The sequence below is a fragment of the Arthrobacter sp. Bi26 genome, from assembly GCF_918697925.1.
Classification (GTDB): domain Bacteria; phylum Actinomycetota; class Actinomycetes; order Actinomycetales; family Micrococcaceae; genus Arthrobacter.
On record NZ_CAKKMF010000082.1, the window covers coordinates 1 to 21,170 of the forward strand.

Sequence of the window (21,170 nt, forward strand, 5' to 3'; positions counted from 1 at the left end):
CGAGGAGGGGCATGTCAAAGGTACTCAACCGCCGCGCCACAGTTGCGCAACAAACCAAACGCACCCGCCGGCGTCGCTCCCTGCTGGCCGTCCAGGTCGCGGGCGAACTGCTGATCACCCTCGGCGTGATTGCCGTGCTCTTCGTCGCCTGGCAATTGTGGTGGACCAACGTTGAAGCCGACGCGGCTCAAGGGGCTGCCGTGAAGCAGTTCGTGCAGGAACACCAGGCACCCGCAACGAATGACCCGGCCGCCACGGCACCGGGGGACACCACGGGAGCCGCCGCCGTGCCGGTCGGCAAATCGCCGGGTCACGGACAGCCGATCGGGGTCATCTACATTCCCCGTTTCGGAGCCGACTACAGCAGGCCGATCATCGAGGGCACTAGCCAGGACGTCCTGGACACGCTCGGCCTGGGCCGCTATGCGGGAACGGCCATGCCGGGGGCCCTGGGGAACTTTGCGGTCGCAGGCCACCGCCAGACGCACGGCGCGGTGCTCGACAACATCCACACGCTGGTGCCCGGGGACAAGATCTATGTCCAGACCGCCGACGGGTTCTACACCTACGTTTTCCGGAACCAGGAAATAGTCCTGCCGGACCGGATGGATGTGCTGGCGCCGGTGCCGACTCAGCCCGGCGCAGAGCCGCAGCAACGGATTTTGACCATGACAAGCTGCAATCCGCGCTTTGGTGCCCAGGAGCGCATCATCGCGTACTCCGTTTTCGATTCATGGCAGCCGCTCAGCGCGGGGCCTCCGGCGCCCATCGCTAAGCAGCTCGCCGCGCTGCAGGGGAAGGGCTAGACCGTGTACCTTTGGCTTTTTCGGCAACTGCCCGGGCCTCTTTGGCTGAAGATCATTCTGTCCGTGGTGATCCTTGCGGGAGTCCTGGTTGTCCTGGACCAGTTCGTGTTTCCCTGGATGGCTGAAGTGACGCATCTGACCGACGCAACCGTCGGGCAGAGCTGAGCGCGGCACAACCATGAGCACAAACCCGTTTCCCCCGCCGCCGGCCCGGCGCCGTCCGGAGGAACCCCGCGATCAGCACCCCGCACTGGAGGAACTCCTCGCCGGCGCCCACGTGGTGAGCCTGCCGATGCGGGTGAAGTTCCGCGGCATCCTCCAGCGCGAAGCCCTGCTGCTGAACGGCCCGCTGGGCTGGGGCGAATTCTGCCCCTTCCCGGAGTACGGCGACCAGGAAGCGTCCCGCTGGCTCGCCGCCGCGATCGAGGCCGGCTGGCAGGGCTTTCCCGAGCCCCTGCGGACCAGCATCCGCGTCAACGCGACGGTTCCCGCCGTCGCCGCGGACCGGGTCCCGGAAATCCTGGCCCGCTTCGGCCGGGTGGACGCCGTCAAAATCAAGGTGGCCGAGCCCGGGCAGAGCCTGGACGACGACGCCGCACGGGTAGCCGCGGTCCGCGAGGCACTCCCGGACGCCGCAATCAGGGTGGACGCGAACGGCGGCTGGGACATCCCGGCCGCCGTCGAGGCGCTGACCCGGCTCGCCGGCGTCGGGCTGGAATACGCCGAACAGCCCGTGCCGGACATCGCCGGCCTCGCCGAGGTCCGCCGCCGGCTGCAGGCCGCCGGGATCCCGGTGCTGATCGCCGCGGACGAAAGCGTGCGCAAGGAGGACGATCCCCTCAAAGTGGCCCGCGCCGGCGCAGCGGACCTGATCGTCGTGAAAGTGGCGCCGCTCGGGGGAGTGCGCCGGGCACTGGACATCGTGGCGCAAGCCGGGCTCCCCGCCGTCGTCAGCTCGGCGCTGGACACCTCCGTGGGAATCCGCGCCGGACTGGCGCTCGCCGCGGCGCTGCCCGAACTGCCGTACGCCTGCGGGCTGGGGACCGTATCCCTGCTGGCCGCCGATGTCACCCGGGACCCGCTGGTTCCCGTCGACGGCGCCATCCGGGTCCGCGAGGTCGCCGCCGATCCGGAGCTGCTGGCGGAGTACGCGGCCGCGCCGGAGCGCCGCGACTGGTGGCTCGAGCGCCTGCGCCGGGTCCACGCGGAGCTGGCTGCAAGCCAGTGACGCCAATGCTTTGAGAGTAAAGTGGGTGCGGACGCGGCGAAGTAGCCGCCGAAGATAGCTTTGGAGCGGAAGATTCGTGATGACCACCTCGGTACCCCGGCAAGTTGACGCGCTGGCTACGGCAAAGCGCGCGGAGGGCCAGATGGTGGCCCAGAAGGACGGGCTGCTCCGGATCGTGCAAGGCCTGCGGCGGGTCGACACGGGGACCTATGCCCTCCGTATCCGGCTGGCCGAGAATCTGGGGATCGGGACGATCGACATCAACGCGATGGCCTTTGTGGGCGAGGTGGACGGCCTCACTCCCAAGGATCTCGGTAAAGCGCTGAACATCACCACCGGGTCCGTAACGGCCATGGTGGACCGCCTGGAATCCAAGGGCTTCATGGTGCGGAAACCCAACCCCACGGACCGGCGCAGTGTGCTGTTGCACCTGAGCCCGGAGGGGACCGACGCGATGCAGTGGGCCAACGACCACTTCGCCGCGGCGGCCGCGGCCCTTCTCCAGGAATCCTCCGAAGGCAGCATTGTGAACATCGCCGAATTCCTCGAGGGCATTGGCCAGCGGCTGATGGCTGCCGCCAGCGCCCCGGAAGAGACAGACAGCTAGCCTCCACCCAGGAGTTCGCCGGTGACGCTCCCTCAGTTTGTTCCCTGAGTTCACCTGGACTTCATTTGGGAGACGTCTCTCGGTAGACCGCGGCTGGAAGGGTGGGCGCGACCGCAACTCACCCCATGGAAGGTCTCTCCATGTCTGTCTCCTCCGGACGCACATTCTCCCTGCTCCCCATGCTTGGCCGCACCAAAGGCAAGCGAAGCCCCGTGACCTGCGCGCTGAAGTGCGACAACGCCTGCTCGGGCGAGGTCTGCAACACCAGCACCAACAGCTACTTCCGTGACATCGCCTCCACCACGATGTCCCGCCGCGCCGCCCTGGGCTTCGGCGCCGCCGGCGCGCTCGCCGTCGCCTTCGGCAACGCGGTGACATCTGCCAGACCCGCAGCCGCCGACGGCGGCCCCGGCCTCGCCGCTGCCGCCAAGGAAGGGTTTGGAAAATCCAAGCTGCAGTTCACCGCCATCGCTCCGGTGGACGCCGCCGTGGACCAGTTCACCGTCCCGGCCGGGTACACCTGGCAGCCGGTCATCCGCTGGGGCGACCCGCTCTTCAAGAACTCGCCGGCCTTCGACCTGGACCGCCAGAGCGCCGCGGCGCAGGCCCGCCAGTTCGGCTACAACAACGACTACACGGACATCCTGCCGATCGCTGGCTCCAAGGACCGCCGGGCCGTGCTCTTCACCAACCACGAATACACCAACGAGTCCATCATGCTCCCGGCCGGATTCGACGCCGCCGAGACCCGCGCAATCGGCCGTGCAGCCCACGGCCTCACGGTGGTCGAGCTGGAGCGCGCGGACACGAACCAGCCCTGGCGCTACGTCCAGGGCGCCGGACTGAACCGCCGCTTCCTGACCGACACCACTTACGAGCTCGACGGTCCGGCCGCCGGATCCGCGCTGCTGAAGACCGCCGCCGATCCCTCCGGCCGGGCCATCAAGGGCACGCTGGGCAACTGCTCCGGCGGCACCACCCCGTGGGGCACCATCCTCTCCGGCGAGGAAAACTTCAACGGCTACTTCGCCGCGCCCGGAACCTCTGACGCCGACAAGCGCTACGGCCTGACCAGCAAGCCCACCGCCCGCCAGTGGGAACAGGATGACCCGCGCTTCGACACCCGCAACCCCGGCTACGAGAACGAGGCCAACCGCTTCGGCTGGATCGTGGAAGTGGACCCGTTCGACCCCTCCTCCACGCCCCGCAAACACTCCGCGATGGGCCGCTTCAAGCACGAGGGCGCCAACGTGATTGTCGCCAAGTCCGGCCACGTGGTGGCCTACATGGGCGACGACGAGCGCTTCGACTACCTGTACAAGTTCGTCTCCAGGGATCAGTACCGGGAAGGCGACCGCGCGCACAACCTGACCCTCCTTTCGGAGGGTGACCTGTACGTCGCCAAGTTCACGGGCAATTCCCCGGCCGCCGGGTTCGACGGCGCGGGCAACCTTCCGGCCGACGGAGCCTTCGACGGCGCAGGTGTTTGGCTGCCCCTCGTGGTCGGCGGACAGTCCAAGGTGGCCGGGATGTCCGTGGAAGAGGTCCTCGTGTACACCCGCCTCGCCGCCGACAAGGTGGGCCCCACCAAGATGGACCGCTGCGAAGACGTCCAGCCCAGCCTGCACACCGGCAAGGTCTATGTGGTCTGCACGAACAACGCGGACCGCGGCAAGCCCGGCAAGGAAGGGGCCACCGAGGTCAACCCCCGCACCCTCAACCGCGACGGCCACATTGTCGAAATCACCGAGACCGGGGACCAGACTTCCACCACGTTTGGCTGGAACCTGCTCATGGTCTGCGGCGATCCGGCCAAGAACTCCACCGCCTACTTCGCCGGGTTCCCCGCCAGCCAGGTCTCACCCATCTCCTGCCCGGACAACGTGGCCTTCGATTCCGTGGGCAACCTGTGGATCTCCACGGACGGCGCGCCCTCCAGCATCGGCTACGCCGACGGGCTCTTCAAGGTGACCCTGGACGGTGCAGAACGGGGCAAGGTGGAGCAGTTCCTCGCCGTCCCGCGCGACGCCGAGACCTGCGGCCCGGTCATCCACGACGACGAACGCACCGTATTCGTTGCCGTTCAGCACCCGGGCGAGGAAGGCACCTTCGCCGAACAGCACTCCTACTTCCCGGACTACGTCGCCGCCGGTGCGACGCCGAAGCCCGGCCAGGTGCGCGCCCCGCGTCCGTCCGTGGTCCAGGTGTTCCGCACCGACGCCTAGGGTTTCTGAGGCTGCAGAGCCTTCGGCGCTACAACACAGCAACGGCACGACGCTACGCACGTTTGGCGCGTTCCGGGCAGACGCTCCCTCACGTTCCGCAGTTCGACGGCGGGATGTGAGGGAGCGTCTGCTTGCTTTAAGCCACATGACAGCGAGTGGTTCCGAAGGCGAACCAAGTGTGGGTCTGTCCAAACACGGGTGGACGCCACTGCTGCGGTGCAACGATTCTGTCCGTAGTCTGCGACTTGTTCGGTAGGTGGACTAGGTGGGGAGCGTTTCTGACATGGAGATCACGAGAAGAACCCTGTTTGAGGCCGGCGCTGCGGCGGGCGCAGGTCTGCTACTGGCGCCGGTCATCACATCGGCAGCCTCTGCGGCTGTTCCGCCGGGGGTCACGCCTTTCACCGAGCAACTCCCGACGCTGGCGAACCTGGGCGTGATCGATGCTACGGGCGGTGGCAGCGCAACCATCGAGATGGTCAATGCAACTCATCAGTTCCACAGTGCGATGGCCGCGACACCGACATTTGCCTACCGGGGCGGTACCGTCTCGCAGACCTACCTTGGCCCCGTCATCGTGGCGAAGCAGGGTGTTCCGTTCGACCTGACAGTGGTAAATAGTCTCGGCGCTCACCCGCTGGCTTCCGCCATCGACTACGACCTGGCTGGCGTCGTCGTCGCCGACGCCACAGGTCCACGGGCTTCCGTGCACCTGCATGGTGGGAACACCAGCCCGGGCAACGACGGCGACCCAACCGACACCTTCGCCACTGGCGCATCGAAGACCTACCATTACGGGAACACGCAGGAGGCCGCCGGCCTCTGGTATCACGACCATGCCCTGGGCATCACCAGGCTAAACGTGTTCGCGGGACTTGCCAGCGGCTATCTTGTTCGCAACGGCGATGACCCCGGCGACGGCACCACCGGTCTGCCACCTGCGCCATTCGAGGAGCCGCTGGTAATCCAGGATCGTATGTTCAACGCCGACGGCACCTTCCTCTACCCGCCCAACGTCAATCCCGGGACAGCCGGCCGGCCGTGGGCGCCCGAATTCTTTGGCGACGTAGCTACGGTCAACGGCAAGGCGTGGCCAAACCTTAACGTCGCCCGGGGCAAGTACCGGTTCCGCGTCTACAACGGGTCGAATGCCCGTTTCTACAATCTCAATCTCAAGTCCGCAGGCCGGGCCAACACGTTCGTCCAGATCGGCTCGGATGGTGGCCTGCTCAACGCGCCCGTTACCCTAAAAACGCTATTGCTCGGCCCCGGTGAACGGGCCGACATCGTGATCGACTTCGCCGGGCTGAAGCCGGGCGCCACGGTCGTTCTCACCAACGACGCCCGCGCGCCGTTCCCGGGAGGGCCGCGCGCACCTAAGCGAGGCGGGTTGCCCCTTTCTCAGATCATGCAGTTCTCCGTGACAAATGCACCCGGGTGGACAGCACCGCTGCCCCCAACTCTGCGCGCCGTGCCCATCGCGCCCTTGGCCACTGCGGCCCGGCCAGTTGCAGCCATCCGGACCATGACGCTGGTCGAAAACCTCAACAGTTTGGGTTCTCCACTCTCGGTAGTGCTGAACAACAGGACCTTTGAGGCCCCGGGCGCAACCACAACGGTCGGCACAAACACCCTCGAACAGTGGGATCTGGTCAACACCACCGTCGACGCTCACCCGATCCACCTGCACTTCACCCAGTTCCAGGTGCTCAATAGGCAGAAATTCGACTCTGCGGGCTACCTGGCCGCCAATTACGGGCCCCAACCGGTGGCTGCCAACTCCGGTTCGTTTCCGCCACCACCGGTTGCCGCGTTCCTGAGAGGCGGACCGACGGCGCCCCCCGCCAACGAACGGGGGTGGAAGGACACCGTCATCGCCATGCCGGGAGAGGTCACCCGAATCGTTGTACCCTTCGGCGCGAACGCTGGCGGCTCCGTAACCGCTTTCCAGACCTCGTTCACCGGGCCTTACGTATGGCACTGCCACATCCTGGAGCACGAGGATAACGACATGATGCAGCGCTACGTCATCGCCTAGACACCTCGCCTGTCCGTAGTCCACACACAGCAACGCGGGGTCAGATCCGGGATATCTGACCCCGCGTTGCTTCTGGGGCGGGGCGTCGGGTGAGGGGCGGAACTGATAATTTGAACAGTGTGAATAATCCCGCCGAATTGGTTGTCCCCAGAGTCCAGGCTGCAATTGCCACCGCGTTTGGCGAAGAGTTCCGCCACACGGACCCGGTGGTCAGGCCCTCCCAGTTCGCCGACATCCAGGTCAACGCCGCCATGGCCTTGGCCAAGAAAGCCGGACTGCCGCCGCGCGACGCCGCCGCGAAGATCGTGGAAGCCCTGAACCTGGACGGCATCTGCACCAGTGTGGAGATCTCCGGGCCCGGCTTCATCAACCTGAGCTTCGACGGCACGTGGATCGAGGAACTGCTCAATGCAGAGTCGGTCCAAGCCGCGTCCAAGGCCACCGCGGTCACGCCGGCCGCGACGCCCCAGCGCGTCGTCGTCGACTATTCCTCCCCGAACGTCGCCAAGGAAATGCACGTCGGCCACCTGCGCACCACCGTGGTGGGGGACAGCCTCGTCAAGGTGCTCGAAGCCCTAGGCGACACCGTGATCCGGCAGAACCACATCGGGGACTGGGGCACCCCGTTCGGCATGCTGATCGAACACTGGCTGGAGATCGGCGAGGACTCCCCGGAGGCGGCGCTGCTGGTGGAGGACCCCAGCGCGTTCTACCAGGCCGCGCGGGCCAAGTTCGACTCCTCCGCCACCGACGAGGACGGCTTCGCCACCCGGGCCCGGCTCCGCGTCGTTGCCCTGCAGGGCGGCGACGCCGAGACCTTCGCCGTCTGGCAGCGGCTGGTCGCCCAGTCCAAGCGTTACTTCAACGCCATCTACTCCACCCTGGGCATCAGCCTCACCGATGACCACATCGCCGGTGAAAGCTCCTACGACGCGCATCTAGCACAGCTGTGCCAGGAACTCGAGGAACGCGGCCTCGCCCGGATCAGCGACGGCGCCCTGTGCACCTTCCCCGCAGGCTTTACCGGCCGCGACGGGCAGCCGCTGCCGCTGATCATCCGCAAGTCCGACGGCGGCTACGGCTACGGCACCACGGACCTCGCCACCATCCGCTACCGGGTCCGCGACCTGGAAGCCAACCGGATCCTCTACGTCGTCGGCGCCCCGCAGAACGTCCACCTGCGCATGGTCATGGCCACCGCCCGCGACGCCGGCTGGCTGCCGGACGCAGTCCAGGCCGTGCATGTGCAGATCGGCAACGTGCTCGGCGAAGACGGGAAGATCCTCAAGTCCCGCTCCGGTGCCCCGGTGAAGCTCATGGCCCTGCTCGAGGAGGCCGTGGACCGCGCCCGCGCCGTCATTGACGCCAGCCGGCCCGAGCTCAGCGAGGAGGAGCGCGCGGTGACCGCACGGCAGGTGGGCATCGGCGCCGTCAAGTACGCCGACCTCTCCACCGGCCACGACACCGAGTACGTCTTCGACTTCGACCGCATGCTCGCCCTCAGCGGCAACACCGGACCCTACGTGCAGTACGCCGCCGCACGGATCCGCTCCATCCTGCGCAAGGCCGGGGTGCTGGAGCAGATGACCGGCGGCCCCGACGCCCTGGCAACTGGCATCACGCCAGCCGGCACCCAGGCAACTGGCCTCGCGGCAGCCGGGGAGGGCGGGCCCGCCACGGCGATCGCCGTCGTCGAACCCGCAGAACGCGCGCTGGCCCTGCACCTGCTGGAGTTCGACGCGACGCTGAACAAGGTCCGGGACGCGCTCGAGCCGCACCGGCTCTGCGGCTACCTCTTTGAGCTCGCGCAGCTGTTCACGACCTTCTACGACCAGTGCCCGGTGCTCAAGGCCGAGGAATCCGTCCGGGACTCGCGGCTGGCCCTGTGCGCGCTGGTGCTGCGCCGCCTCTCCGGCGGCCTGGAGCTGCTGGGCATCGAAACGCCGGAGAACATGTGAGTCCGGCGGATGCCGCTGCCGCCTCGTCCACCCCCGGCGGACTGACCGCGGTGGAGGCGGCGCGCATCGCCGTCGACACGTTGCTCGCCGCCGGTGTGCGCCAGGTGGTGGTGTCTCCGGGGTCGCGCTCGGCGCCCATGGCCTATGCCCTTGCCGAAGCTGAGGCCGCCGGACGCGTGGAGCTGCTGGTCCGGATCGACGAGCGCTCGGCTGGCTTCACTGCCCTCGGCCTCGCCTTGTCCGCCGGAGCCCCCGCCGCCGTCCTCACCACGTCCGGGACCGCCGTCGGCAACCTGCTGCCGGCCGTCATGGAGGCCAACCACGCCGCGGTGCCGGTCGTGGTCATCTCCGCCGACCGGCCCGAGGAACTGCGGGGGACCGGTGCCAACCAGACCACCGTGCAGCTGGACCTTTTTGGCGAGCACGTCCGCTTCGCCGTCGACGTGCCCGCGGGCAGCGATCCGCAGCGCGCCGTGGACACGGCCCTCAGCGCCGCCACGGGAGCCTTCGAGGACGCGCCTCCCGGGCCGGTGCAGGTCAACCTTGCCTTCCGCGACCCGCTGGTCCCGGCCGTGGACGACCGACTGCCCGCGGCGGCCGGACGCGGCATGTACCGGGCCGCGCGGAACCCTCTCGCACTGGACTTTCCGGCCGCGTCAACGGCCCTGCCGGAGCGGCGCACCGTGGTGCTGGCCGGGCACGACGCCGGTCCGGTCGCCGAGGCCTTTGCCCGCGCGCACGGCCTGCCGCTGCTGGCCGAGCCGTCCTCCAACGCCCGCTTCGGCCCGAATGCCGTGGGGCCCTACCGGCTGCTGATCGAGCACTTCGGCGCGGACTCGGCACAGCCGATCGAACGTGTGGTGCTCTTCGGCCGGCCGACGCTCTCCCGGCCGGTGAGCGCGCTGCTGGAGCGGGCCGACGTCCCCTCCGCGCTGTACCAGCCGGTTCCGGTGGCCTGGTACGAACCGGGCCGCCGCACCGAACTGCCGCTGGAAACCCTGGCGGACCTGGCGGAGTTCGCCGGCCGCGGGGCTGCCGCGTGGCTCGATGCCTGGCTGCTGGCTGGAGCCGCCGCCCAGCACGCCGTGGACCTGATCCTGGCCGCGTCCCCCGCAGCGACCGGCCCGTCGGCGGGCGCAGAAGTCTGGAAGCACGCCCGCGGGCAGCTGGTACTGGGCTCCTCGAACGGGATCCGCGACGTCGACCTCGCCGGGGCGCCCCCTGCGGAACCGCAGGCCATCATGTTCGCCAACCGCGGTCTGGCCGGGATCGACGGCACTACGTCTACCGCCACGGGGATTGCGCTGGGCGGGGACCAGGAAACCACCGTGCTCATGGGGGATGTGACGTTCCTGCACGACGCCGGGGGACTCCTGCTCGGCGCCGGGGAAGCCGAACCGCAGCTGCGGATCGTGGTGCTCAACGACGCCGGCGGTGCCATCTTCGGGCTCCTGGAGCACGGCGCCGTCGCCGCGGCGGGGCGCTACGGCACCGCCGTCGAACGCCTCTTCGCCACCCCGCACCGGGTGGACCTCGCCGCGCTGGCCGCGGCCTACGGCGTCGCGCACCGCCGGGTCGGCACGACGGCGGAACTCGCCGAGGCGCTGTCCGGGCCGCTGGAGGGCCGCAGCATCATCGAAGTGCGCACGGACCGGCACCGGCTCGGGGAACTGCACCGCGCCATCCGGGCCGCGGTGGCCACCGCCGTGGAAGGCCTCCCGCAGACCTGACGGCAGTGCGCCGGGCACGACGACGCGCTCCGTGCCCGGCGCTGCGCAAAATACCGGCCGACACCCGAATACCCGCCACGTCAGGTAATGTGCGCGTCGCGGAAGCGAATGCGCGTCGCTGGACGGAATGCGCGTCGCGGGTCGGAAAGCGCGTCGCCGGACGGAAAGCGGGTCGCCGGACGGAAGGCGGGTCGCCGAAGGGAATGTGCGCCGGGTTGTCCACACCCGGGCAACCGGTCATGGCGCCGCCGATCCCAGGCTGGGATCTTCGTTCCATGAACGAGTTACCGAGACTGATCCTGGCCCGCGAGCACGTCCAGCAGGGGCTCACGCCGAAAGAGCTCGCCAAACGCTGCCGATCGAGCGCGCTCGTCCGCGTGCGGCATGGCGTCTACGTCGACGGGGAGGCGTGGCGGGCGCTGCAGCCTTGGGAACAGTACCGGCTCCGGGTTAGCGCTGCCGCGGAGACGTTCACGGCCCCGACAGTTTTTGCCTGGCACTCCGCCGCGTCCGTGTGGGGAGTTCCAACCATTGGCCAGCGTCATCCGGTCCATGCGCTGACGCTTCAGAACGGTGGCGGACGCTCGCGTGCGGGAGTGCGGCGGCACTACGCAGGCCCGGACGGTCTCAAAGTGTTCCGGCGCGAAGGCCTCCTGGTCACGGGGAGGGTCCGTACGGTGCTGGATCTGGCTGCGTTCACGCCGTTTGCTCAAGCAATCGTTCCCTTGGACCATGTGCTCAGGCCGGACGCAGCGCAGGGGTTGCCCGCGCTCTCGAGGGAAATACTGCTGGCGGGTGTCGACGGCAATTACACCGCTGCGGCTGCGCGGCGGATCAGGACTGCCGTGGAGTTCGCGGATCCGCGGTCAGGGTCCCCGGGGGAGTCTTACAGCCGCGGGCTCATGTGCGTCGCCGGATTCCAGCCGCCGGAACTTCAGCACGAGGTCCGGGACGGCGCCGGTCTCGCGGGCTACACCGACTACTACTGGGACACTGCCCGGCTGGTGGGCGAGTTCGACGGCGTCGAGAAATATCTGAAGCCCGAATACCTTCGGGGCAGGACCGCATCGCAGGCCGTCGTGGACGAGAAAGAGCGCGAAAACCGGATCCGGGCCACGGGGCTCCGAGTACTGCGGTGGGTCTGGGCGGATCTCATGGAGCCGGGCCGGCTGGAACAGAAGCTCGCCGCGTTTGGTGTACCCCGCCGTCGAGCCCGTTCCGCAGCGTGGCCATGACACGCAACCCTTCTCACGACGCGCAAATGCCCTGGCGCTACCGGAATAACGGTAGCGACAGGGCATTTGCGCATCGACAGGTAACTTCCGCGTCGGGCTACAGCACCCGGCTCAGGAACTCCTTGGTGCGGGGGTGCTGCGGGTTGGCCAGGACCTCCCGCGGGTCGCCCGACTCCACCACGATGCCGCCGTCCATGAAGGTCAGGCGGTCACCGACCTCCCGGGCGAAGCCGATCTCGTGGGTCACCACGATCATGGTCATGCCGGACTTGGCGAGGTCCTTCATCACGTTCAGGACATCGCCCACGAGCTCCGGGTCGAGCGCGGACGTGGGCTCATCGAACAGCATGAGTTCAGGGTCCATGGCCAGGGCCCGGGCAATCGCAACGCGCTGCTGCTGGCCGCCGGAGAGCTGGGACGGGTAGTGGCCGGCGCGGTCACCGAGCCCCACTCGGTCCAGCAGCTCGAGGGCCCGCTTCCGCGCCACGGTCTTTGACTGGCCCTTGACCTGGATCGGGGCCTCCATGATGTTCTGCATCGCCGTTTTGTGCGGGAACAGGTTGAAGCGCTGGAACACCATGCCGATTTCGCGGCGCTGGGCGGCGATTTCCTTGGTCTTCAGGTCATGGAGCCTGCCCTTGACCTCGCGGTAGCCGATCAGGTCGCCGCCCACCGAAATGCGCCCGGCACTGATGGTTTCCAGCAGGTTCACGCAGCGGAGCATGGTGGACTTGCCCGAACCGGACGGGCCGATCACAACCGACACCTCGCCCTGGTTGACGGTCAGGTCGATGCCGCGCAGCACGTGGTGCGTGCCGTAGTACTTGTGAAGGCCCTCGATCTTGACCAGCGGCTGCTCTGTGGTGATCGTCATTTCGCCTCCTCCTCGGGGAAGTCCATTTTCAGGTCCGGCTCGGCAGCGGCGCTGGGGGCCACCGCCGCGGAGGCCTTGGCAGCGGCGGGGTTGATTGCCGCCGGAACCCGGTTGTCCACGCCCTTGCCGTAGTGCGCCTCGATGAAGTGCTGGCCCACCATCAGGATGCTGGTGATGACGAGGTACCAGAACGCGGCGACAATCAGGAGCGGAATCGGAAGGTAAATGCGGTTGGCCAGGGCATTGGTTGCGAAGGTCAGGTCCAGCGTGAACGGCACAGCCAGAACCAGGGAGGTGGTCTTCAGCATGCCGATGGTCTCGTTGCCGGTAGGCGGAACGATGACGCGCATGGCCTGCGGCAGGATGATCCGCCGCATGATCTTGCCCTTGGTCATGCCGAGTGCCTCGGCAGCCTCACTCTGACCCTGGTCCACGGATTTCAGGCCAGCCCGGAAGATCTCTGCCAGATACGCCGATTCGTTGAGACCCAGGCCAAGGATGGCAGGGATCAGGCCGTGCGTGGGGTCCGAGGTCACCCAGGTGAAGGTTGCAGGACCAAACGGGATTCCAAGGACGATCGTCGGATAGAGGACAGTGGCCAGTCCCCAGAAGAGCAACTGGGTGTACACCGGGGTGCCGCGGAAGAACCAGACCCACGTCCAGCTGGACCAGCGGAACACAGGGTTGTCAGACTGCCGCATGAAGGCCAAGAGGATGGCCAGGACGATCGCCAGGACCATGGAGGCAAACGTCAGGAACAGGGTCCACATCACGCCCTGGATCACCTTGGTGTCCAGGATGTAGGTGCCCACGACGTCCCAGCGGAAGTTGGGGTTCGTGAACAGGCTCTGCAGGAAGGCGAGAAGGAACCCGACGATGATGACGGCGCTGATCCAGCGGCCGGGGTGCCGCACCGGTACCGCATTGTTCAGTACCGGTGCTGCGTGACTGTCCTGATGGCTGTCCATCTCTGCCCCTGCTGTTGGTGGGGTTGTGGGGAGGCTCAAGATGCGGCCGCCGGGTTGACTTCGGACGTGGTGATGGCACCGTCAGCGGCGCCCCAGCCGTCGAGGATCTTCTTGTAGGAGCCGTTTTCCATCAGTTTGGTGACGGTCTTCTGGATGACGTCCGCCAGGGCCGTGTCGGACTTGGCGACGGCAATGCCCTGCGGTGCGGCGTCGTAGACCTCGCCGAGCTTTTCGAGCTGGCCGCCGGTCTGGGTCAGCGCGTAGCCGACGATGGGGGAGTCGGCCGCCATCGCATCGATGCTGCCGTTGACCAGGCGGGTGGTGATATCCGTCTGGGTCTTGAGCGTCACGATGTTGATGGGCTGCTTGCCCTCGGCCAGGCACTTCTTGTTGCGGTCAGAGAGGTCCGGATCCTCCTGGATGGTGCCGGTCTGCACGCCGACGGACTTGCCGCACAGGTCATCGAGGGAGACGTTCTTCGGGTTGCCCTTCTGCACTGCCCAGCCGGTACCGGCCTTGTAGTAGCTGACCATGTTCACCGCGGCAAGCCGCTCCGGGTTGATCGTGAAGGAAGAGATCCCGAGATCGTACTTCGGGCCCAGGGCCGGAAGGATGCCGGTGAATTCGGCAGTCTGGACCTGGACCTTGAGGCCCAGCGCGGCGCCGATCGCCTTGGCGATGTCGACGTCGTAGCCCACGGCGGTCTGGCCGTCGGTACCGAGGAATTCTGCGGGCGCGTAGGTGGTGTCCGAGCCCACGGTCAGAGTGCCTTTGGCCTTGATCGCCTCAGGCACCATGGCCGCCAGGGCATCGTCCTTCTGGACCGTGCTGGGGTCAAAGCTGGCCGCGGCGCTGCCGGAAGGGGTGGCCGCGCCGCCGGTCCCGGTCTCGGAGGCGTTTGTGCAGGCCGTGAGGGCCAATGCGCTCACGGCGAGCACCGTGGCGGCCTTGAGTGCGGGGTTGCTCAGGAGCGAACGGGAGATCTGCATTTTCTTACCTTTTTTTGCAGGAGGGATGCGTATTCAAGTCGATTTAAAAAGTGTATCGCCGACAAAGAGATGTACGTCACAGAAAACTAAGTTTCACTATTGGATAACTAAACCAGACCCAAATGCAATATCTCCACCGCCCGATCTGTCTGTAATCCCGGATTCCTGCCGATTGGCCGGCGCCGTTGGCCTCCCCGTTTCGCCAACATCACCAGCGCCACGAGCATCACCAGCGCCGCGAGCCTCACCAGCCTCGCCGGCCTCGCCGGCGCCGCTGGCTAGCTGCTGATGCCGAGCGATTCCAGCATAGGGCGGAACTTCGCCCACGTCTCGGCGAGCTCGGTCTCGGGGACGGAGCCGTCCACCACGCCGCAGCCCGCGTAGAGCCGGACCGTCTGCGGGGACTCGATGACGGCGCCCCGCAGCGCGATGCCCCACTCGCCGTTACCGGCCGCGTCCAGCCAGCCCACCGGCCCGGCGTACGGGCCGCGGTCCAGGTGCTCGAGCTTGCGGATCAGCGCCCCGGCCACGGTGGTGGGAGTGCCGCAGACGGCGGCGGTCGGATGCAGTGCGTTGATCAGGGCCAGGCAGGTGGGGACGTGGCCTTCCACCTCGGCCAGTTCAGCCTTCACATCGGACGCCAGATGCCACACATTGGGCAGTTCCAGGATGAACGGCTCGCTGTGGGCGTTCATGGCCTCGGAAAACGGGGCCAGCTGCGTGGTCAGGGACTGGATCGCGATGTCGTGTTCGTGCCGCTGCTTCTCGGAGCCGGCCAGCACCCGTTCGGCGAATTCCATCGGGGACCCCGCCTTGCCGTCGGCGTCTCGGCGGTCCAGCGTGCCGGCCAGGACGCGGGCCTGCGCGGTGCGGCCCTCCACCTGGATCAGCATCTCCGGCGTGGCCCCGACCAGGCCGTCCACCCCGTACGTCCAGCACTCGCGGTACCGGGCCGACAGCTCGCGGAGCACCGCGGCGGCCTTGACGCCGGTGGGGACAGTGGCCACGACGTCGCGGGCCAGCACCAGCTTCTCCAGGGCGCCGGTCCGGATCTCCTCGACGCCCGCGGCAACGGCGGCCATCCAGTCTTCCTCGCTGAGCGAGCCGGTGTGCAGGGTTGCCCCTGCCGCCAACGGCAAAGGCCGTACGACGGCGCCGCCCGCCTGTGCTGCCCCGGGCAGCGGGTCGTCCACCTCGGCGCAGTCTGTATTGGCACCGGTGCTGCCATCGGTGCCGGTATTGACGCTGGTGGTGCCAAGCCAGCGGTCCAGGGCGGCCCGGGCGCCCGCCTCGGTGAGTTCGCCGTCGTCAAGCGTGAGCTGGGTCAGCCAGGCCTGGCCGTCACGGAGCCCCACGACGATTTCGGGGACCAGCAGGCGGGACTCGTGGGCAGAAACTTTGGAGAAGGCGAAGGAGCCAAAGGCCACCGGACCGGTGCCGGGGCAGTCCACGGCGTCCTCGATGTCCGCCTCCAGGACCAGGTGGCGCCACCAGATGTCCGCTTCCAGGAACCGCTCGGGGCCGGTGGCGGTGAACCTGGCGATCTCGCCGAAGCCCACGAGCCCGGCCTCGCGGCGGGTCCAGCAGAGGACATCGTCCCGGACCAGAAACGACGGCAGACCCCCGGGGAAAGTTTCGGCATCGAGGGGGACTGTCAAGGTGCGGAACGTGCTCGTCATGATGGCATAACACTAGCCCGTGATCGCCCATACCGTGGATAAACAGGGTCCGGCAGTGCCTGAACGGGGCGGCGGCGGCCGTTCCCGCAGGTGAAAGCCGCGTTGATTCGCGCGCCGTTCGTGGGGGAGCCGATCATTTGAGACAATGGCTGGGTGAACCGAGCATCCTTGGATAAGCGTCCGGACGAAGTAGCCACGATGTTTGACGACGTCGCCCCCAAATACGACGTCGTCAACGATGTCCTGTCGATGGGGCAGACGCGGCGTTGGCGCAAGGTGGTGGTGGAGGCCGTGGGCGTATCGGCCGGCCAGCGCGTCCTGGACCTCGCAGCCGGCACCGGCACGTCCAGCGAGCCGTACGCCGACGCCGGCATCAACGTCATCGCCTGTGATTTCTCCCTCGGCATGCTCAAGGTCGGCAAGCGCCGCCGCCCGGACATCGACTTCATCGCCGGGGATGCCACCCGGCTGCCGTTCGCGGACAACACCTTTGATGCCAGCACCATCTCCTTTGGCCTCCGCAACGTCAACGAGCCCAAGAAGGCCCTGGCCGAGATGCTGCGGGTCACCAAGCCCGGCGGCCGGCTGGTCATCGCGGAATTCTCCCAGCCCGTGGTGCCGCTCTGGCGCACCATGTACACCGAATACCTTATGCGGGCCCTGCCCGCCATCGCCGTCAAGGTCTCCTCCAACCCCGACGCCTACGTCTACCTCGCCGAATCCATCCGCGCGTGGCCGGACCAGGACCACCTCGCGGCCTGGCTGCAGGAGGCTGGCTGGGAATCCGTGACCTACCGCAACCTCAGCGGCGGCATCGTCGCCGTGCACCGGGCCCAGAAACCGTTGGCCGGCCCCACAAGCGATCCCGCCGCCGGCGCCGCCGCGCTGGCAGCCCACACCGGACCCGTGGCCAAGCTGCGCCGCAACATCACCCGGCCCGGGCGTTAGCCGCTACGCGTCGTGAATGTACTGATTGTCGGAGCGGGCCCGGCCGGATCCACCGCCGCCTACTACCTTGCCAAAGCCGGCATTGACGTGACGGTGCTGGAGAAAACCAGCTTTCCCCGCGAGAAGGTCTGCGGCGACGGCCTGACTCCCCGCGCGGTCCGCGAGATCCAGAAACTGGGACTCGCGCATCCTGAAACCGAGGGCTGGCGGCGGAACAAGGGCCTGCGCCTGATCGCCGGCGGCCGCACGATCGAACTGCCCTGGCCGGAGGTTGCCGACTTCCCGCGGTACGGGCTGATCCGGACCCGGCTCGGCTTCGACGAACAGCTGGCCCGCCACGCCCAGTCCGCGGGCGCCGTCGTGCTCGAACGCCACAGTGTCACCGAGGCGCTGCACTCCGAAGATGGCCGGGTGACGGGCGTCCGCGCCTCACTGCTGGACAACTCGGGGCGCAAGACCGGCGAAACGCGCGACTTCACCGCCGACGTCGTGCTCGCGGCGGACGGCAACTCGACGCGCACCGCCGTGTCGCTGGGCATCGGCAAACGCGACGACCGGCCGCTCGGCGTGGCCGTGCGGACCTACTTCACCTCGCCGCGGCACGAGGACGACTGGATGGAAGGCTGGCTGGAGCTGCCCGGCCGCGACGGCAAGCTCCTGCCCGGCTACGGCTGGGTTTTTGGCGTCGGCGACGGCACCTCCAACGTGGGCCTGGGCATCCTGAACTCCTCGAAGGACTTCGGCAAGCTGGACTACAAGCAGGTGCTGCGCGAATGGACCGCCGGCATGCCCGCCGACTGGGGCTTCACCCCGGAAAACCAGGTGGGCGAGATCCGCGGCGCCGCGCTGCCCATGGGCTTCAACCGCACCCCGCACTACTCGCCGGGTCTGCTCCTCCTCGGCGACGCCGGCGGCATGGTCTCCCCGTTCAACGGCGAGGGCATCTCCTATGCCATGGAGTCCGCCCGCTTTGCGGCCGAATTCATCATCGACGGCGCTGCCCGGTCCGCGTCGGCAGGCTGGGGCGCTGCCGACGCCGACGCGCACTTGGCCCGGTACGCAGACTACGTGCGCCAGCAGTGGGGCTCCCACTTCACGCTGGGCCGGGCGTTCGCCGCCCTGATCGGCAAGCCGGCCGTCATGAAACTGGCCCTCCGGACGGGCATGCCTGTCCCCGTGCTCATGCGTTTCGTGGTGCGGTTGCTGGCCAACCTCACCGATCCTGCCGCCAAGGGTTTCGAGGACCGGGTCATCCGGGTCCTGGAATCCCTGGTACCTGCCACGTCCAACCAGGCCGCGTCCAACAAGGCCGCGCCCGCCACGGACAGCGTTCCGCACTCCGGCACCAACTCTGCGGTTTCCGCAACAAAAGTTAGGGTTAACCCGTGACCAACTCTGCAGATCAAAGCTGGACGCACGCCGGACACGGCCTGCCGAGCTCTGAACCCGACCTCAATACCACGGCGATCGCCACCGGCCTCCAACTGCCGGCAGGCTTCGCGGCCATTGCGGGCGACCCCGAACTGGGTCCCGCTCTCACCACCAACCTGGCGCGCGTCGAGAAGCGGCTGCGCGAAGCCATTGCCAATTCCGATCCCCTGGCTGACGCAACGTCGCGTCACCTCGTGGAAGCCGGCGGCAAGCGCATCCGCCCGCTGCTGACCCTGCTGTGCGCCCACCTTGGCGACGCTTCCCTGCCCGCGGTAGTGCAGGCCGCCGTCGTCGTCGAACTGACGCACCTCGCCACCCTGTACCACGACGACGTCATGGACTCCGCGCCGTTCCGCCGCGGGGCGCCCACAGCCCACGAGGTCTGGGGCAACTCCGTTGCCGTCCTGACCGGCGACCTCATCTTTGCGCGCGCCTCCATCCTGGTCTCGGAGCTCGGCTCCCGTGCGCTGGGCATCCAGGCGCGCACCTTTGAACGGCTCTGCCTGGGCCAGCTGCACGAGACCGTGGGACCGCGGCCGGACGAGGACCCCCTGGCGCACTACCTGTCCGTCATCGCGGACAAGACCGGCTCGCTGGTGGCCGCATCCGGGCAGCTTGGCGCAATCTTCTCCGGCGCTGACGAGGCCTACGAGCCGCTCCTGGTCGAGTACGGCGAGAAGGTGGGCGTGGCCTTCCAGCTCGCCGACGACGTCATCGACGTCACCGGGATCAAGGTCAAGTCCGGCAAGTCCCCGGGAACCGACCTGCGCGAAGGCATCCCCACCTTGCCCGTGCTGCTGCTGCGCAACGCCGCCCGCGACGGGGACCAGACCGCCGTCGAACTGCTGACGCTGATCGACGGCGACCTCAGCTCGGACGAGGCCCTGGCCGCTGCCGTGGCCGGACTCCGGGAGCACCCCGTCACCGCGCAGTCCTGGGTGGTGGCACGCGCCTGGGCCGATGAGGCCATTGCCGCCCTTGCACCGCTGCCCGAAGGCGTCGTGAAGGCCTCGCTGACCAGCTTCGCCCACGCGGTAGTGGACCGCAGCAGCTAGCCCGGCGGCGCCTGGCGCTCAGCCTTCACTTCCTGGCCCCGGCCGGTCCTTCCGGCTGGGCGCTTCGGGATTGGCGATCCTTAAACGGAATGGCCCCGGTTCCTCACAACGATCGAGTCTTCCGTTGTGCCGAACCGGGGCCATTTCTCCGTTCGCATCAGATCCACCGGAGGCATTTGGTGAACCCAGAAACGAGTCTATGACAGTTGTGTCATAGCGTCCAGCCCTTGATGTAAATTTGTTGTCATAAGATTTCGATCCGATGCCGGGTGTTGTCGCGCTGAGTTTCCCCACGTTTGGCCGGACAGCGGCGGGACACGCCGGCCGGTGGCGGGACACGCCGTCGGACGTCCTCAAAACCGGAGAAAACCAGCGGCGCGGATGGTGCGGACTTGTCCACATAGCCGGCATGGTGGCTGCCCGGGGGTGTCATGCCACGTGTGTGATTGCCCTATGGACCTCGCGGGATACCTGGGATACGCCGGCTCGGTTGCCCGCACGGCCACGTTGCTGCAGGCCGGTTTTACGTCGAACGGGATCCGCACTTCCGTGGCTGCCGGGGAAATTCGTCGCCTGCGCCATGGGGTGGTGGCGCTGCCCGGGGCGCGGGCGGACTTCGTGGCTGCCGTGCTCGCCAACGGTACGCTCACCTGCGCCTCCGCCGCGCCGTTCCACGGCATATGGCGCCTCCATGAGCCCGAACGACTGCACCTGCTGTGCGCACACGGATCAGCGCCCGGAACTGTCATCCACCGCGCAAGCCTAGTCCCGCCGGAATTTCCGCAGCCCGTGGCCAGCCTGACGGACACACTGCTTCATGCGCTGCGCTGCCTGCCCCCGGTGGATGCCGCCGTCATGGTGGAAAGTGCCTTGTTGCAGGGCCGCACCGCGCTCGATTACCTCAGGCAGCGGCTGCCGGGAAACCGGAACGGGGCCGCCCGCGCAGTCCTGGACCTGGTCGACGGCACGGCTGACTCGGCGATCGAGGTCGTTGCCAGGCTGCTCTTCAGGAGCCAGGGAATCTACACCCAGACGCAGGTGCAGCTCCCGGGGATCGGGATTGTCGACTTCCTGCTCGAAGGCTTCCTGATCGTGGAGATCGACGGGAGCACCCACCTTGAGCGCGCGCAGGTCAGAAAGGACCGGGGGCGCAACAACGCCAGCACCTTGGCCGGCTATGCGGTCCTCCGATACGGCTACCAGGACGTCGTCTACAACCCGCAAAAGGTGATCGATGAGGTGCGGCAGGTGCTGCGAGGCAGGGTCATCCGCTGAAATTCCCCAGGTATGAATCTCCAGCGCTGCAGAATATCGGCGGTTTGGCCGGACACCCCGGCGGGGGACGCCAAACATGGGGAGAACCGGCGGCGGAGGAGGAGTGCGGCGGAGGGGATGAAGG

16 protein-coding genes are annotated in these 21,170 nt (G+C 67.7%); 12 read left to right on the forward strand and 4 right to left on the reverse strand.

Features of this window, described 5'->3' with window-relative positions:
• Positions 1-11 precede the first annotated feature (11 nt).
• The 8 genes from LQV16_RS18375 (at position 12) to LQV16_RS18410 (ending at position 11,827) form a co-directional block, all read left to right on the forward strand.
• Complete coding sequence (locus LQV16_RS18375; RefSeq protein WP_229995323.1) at positions 12-806, forward strand: class E sortase; 795 nt, start codon at positions 12-14, stop codon at positions 804-806.
• A 178-nt stretch (positions 807-984) separates the two neighbouring features.
• Positions 985-2,034, forward strand: coding sequence for an o-succinylbenzoate synthase (locus LQV16_RS18380; protein WP_290369393.1), 1,050 nt, complete (start codon positions 985-987; stop codon positions 2,032-2,034).
• A gap of 79 nt (positions 2,035-2,113) precedes the next feature.
• Positions 2,114-2,641, forward strand: a complete 528-nt coding sequence (locus tag LQV16_RS18385; protein ID WP_229995324.1) for a MarR family transcriptional regulator — start codon at positions 2,114-2,116, stop codon at positions 2,639-2,641.
• A gap of 140 nt (positions 2,642-2,781) precedes the next feature.
• Entirely contained in the window at positions 2,782-4,866 is a 2,085-nt protein-coding gene (locus LQV16_RS18390; protein ID WP_229995325.1) for a PhoX family phosphatase, read from the forward strand.
• Positions 4,867-5,149: 283 nt separating this feature from the next.
• Positions 5,150-6,904, forward strand: a complete 1,755-nt coding sequence (locus LQV16_RS18395) for a multicopper oxidase (protein WP_229995326.1) — start codon at positions 5,150-5,152, stop codon at positions 6,902-6,904.
• 119 nt (positions 6,905-7,023) lie between these two features.
• Positions 7,024-8,862: an arginine--tRNA ligase gene (argS, locus tag LQV16_RS18400; protein WP_229995327.1), complete on the forward strand. Its 1,839-nt coding sequence runs from the start codon at positions 7,024-7,026 to the stop codon at positions 8,860-8,862.
• Complete coding sequence (menD, locus tag LQV16_RS18405) at positions 8,859-10,592, forward strand: 2-succinyl-5-enolpyruvyl-6-hydroxy-3-cyclohexene-1-carboxylic-acid synthase (protein ID WP_229995328.1); 1,734 nt, start codon at positions 8,859-8,861, stop codon at positions 10,590-10,592. Before argS ends, menD begins: the two co-directional genes overlap by 4 nt.
• Before the next feature lie 275 nt (positions 10,593-10,867).
• Complete coding sequence (locus LQV16_RS18410) at positions 10,868-11,827, forward strand: hypothetical protein (RefSeq protein WP_229995329.1); 960 nt, start codon at positions 10,868-10,870, stop codon at positions 11,825-11,827.
• A gap of 97 nt (positions 11,828-11,924) precedes the next feature.
• On the opposite strand, the gene LQV16_RS18415 is transcribed toward LQV16_RS18410, so the two are convergent.
• The 4 genes from LQV16_RS18415 to LQV16_RS18430 form a co-directional block, all read right to left on the reverse strand.
• On the reverse strand, positions 11,925-12,701 hold the full coding sequence (locus tag LQV16_RS18415; RefSeq protein WP_229995330.1) for an amino acid ABC transporter ATP-binding protein: 777 nt from the start codon (positions 12,699-12,701) through the stop codon (positions 11,925-11,927).
• Complete coding sequence (locus LQV16_RS18420) at positions 12,698-13,669, reverse strand: amino acid ABC transporter permease (RefSeq protein WP_229995331.1); 972 nt, start codon at positions 13,667-13,669, stop codon at positions 12,698-12,700. Before LQV16_RS18420 ends, LQV16_RS18415 begins: the two co-directional genes overlap by 4 nt.
• Before the next feature lie 35 nt (positions 13,670-13,704).
• Positions 13,705-14,658, reverse strand: coding sequence for an ABC transporter substrate-binding protein (locus LQV16_RS18425; RefSeq protein ID WP_229995332.1), 954 nt, complete (start codon positions 14,656-14,658; stop codon positions 13,705-13,707).
• 278 nt (positions 14,659-14,936) lie between these two features.
• Positions 14,937-16,337, reverse strand: coding sequence for an isochorismate synthase (locus tag LQV16_RS18430; RefSeq protein ID WP_229995333.1), 1,401 nt, complete (start codon positions 16,335-16,337; stop codon positions 14,937-14,939).
• A gap of 153 nt (positions 16,338-16,490) precedes the next feature.
• On the opposite strand from LQV16_RS18430, the gene LQV16_RS18435 reads away from it, so the two are divergent.
• The 4 genes from LQV16_RS18435 (at position 16,491) to LQV16_RS18450 (ending at position 21,046) form a co-directional block, all read left to right on the forward strand.
• Positions 16,491-17,285: a demethylmenaquinone methyltransferase gene (locus LQV16_RS18435; protein WP_229995334.1), complete on the forward strand. Its 795-nt coding sequence runs from the start codon at positions 16,491-16,493 to the stop codon at positions 17,283-17,285.
• Positions 17,286-17,297: 12 nt separating this feature from the next.
• Positions 17,298-18,674, forward strand: coding sequence for a geranylgeranyl reductase family protein (locus LQV16_RS18440; protein WP_229995335.1), 1,377 nt, complete (start codon positions 17,298-17,300; stop codon positions 18,672-18,674).
• A complete protein-coding gene (locus LQV16_RS18445) occupies positions 18,671-19,771 on the forward strand; it encodes a polyprenyl synthetase family protein (RefSeq protein WP_229995336.1) in 1,101 nt (366 codons plus the stop codon). Before LQV16_RS18440 ends, LQV16_RS18445 begins: the two co-directional genes overlap by 4 nt.
• 453 nt (positions 19,772-20,224) lie before the next feature.
• The gene (locus tag LQV16_RS18450) at positions 20,225-21,046 is read left to right on the forward strand and encodes a DUF559 domain-containing protein (protein ID WP_229995337.1); all 822 of its coding nucleotides are present in this window, start codon (positions 20,225-20,227) and stop codon (positions 21,044-21,046) included.
• Positions 21,047-21,170: the final 124 nt, after the last annotated feature.

Excerpts from the sequence above, each read along its gene's own strand:
- LQV16_RS18375 (WP_229995323.1), top strand. The coding sequence starts at position 12 with ATGTCAAAGGTACTCAACCGCCGCGCCACAGTTGCGCAACAAACCAAA.
- LQV16_RS18380 (WP_290369393.1), top strand. The coding sequence starts at position 985 with ATGAGCACAAACCCGTTTCCCCCGCCGCCGGCCCGGCGCCGTCCGGAG.
- LQV16_RS18385 (WP_229995324.1), top strand. The coding sequence starts at position 2,114 with ATGACCACCTCGGTACCCCGGCAAGTTGACGCGCTGGCTACGGCAAAG.
- LQV16_RS18390 (WP_229995325.1), top strand. The coding sequence starts at position 2,782 with ATGTCTGTCTCCTCCGGACGCACATTCTCCCTGCTCCCCATGCTTGGC.
- LQV16_RS18395 (WP_229995326.1), top strand. The coding sequence starts at position 5,150 with ATGGAGATCACGAGAAGAACCCTGTTTGAGGCCGGCGCTGCGGCGGGC.
- LQV16_RS18410 (WP_229995329.1), top strand. The coding sequence starts at position 10,868 with ATGAACGAGTTACCGAGACTGATCCTGGCCCGCGAGCACGTCCAGCAG.
- LQV16_RS18415 (WP_229995330.1), bottom strand. The coding sequence starts at position 12,701 with ATGACGATCACCACAGAGCAGCCGCTGGTCAAGATCGAGGGCCTTCAC.
- LQV16_RS18420 (WP_229995331.1), bottom strand. The coding sequence starts at position 13,669 with ATGGACAGCCATCAGGACAGTCACGCAGCACCGGTACTGAACAATGCG.
- LQV16_RS18425 (WP_229995332.1), bottom strand. The coding sequence starts at position 14,658 with ATGCAGATCTCCCGTTCGCTCCTGAGCAACCCCGCACTCAAGGCCGCC.
- LQV16_RS18430 (WP_229995333.1), bottom strand. The coding sequence starts at position 16,337 with ATGACGAGCACGTTCCGCACCTTGACAGTCCCCCTCGATGCCGAAACT.
- LQV16_RS18450 (WP_229995337.1), top strand. The coding sequence starts at position 20,225 with ATGGACCTCGCGGGATACCTGGGATACGCCGGCTCGGTTGCCCGCACG.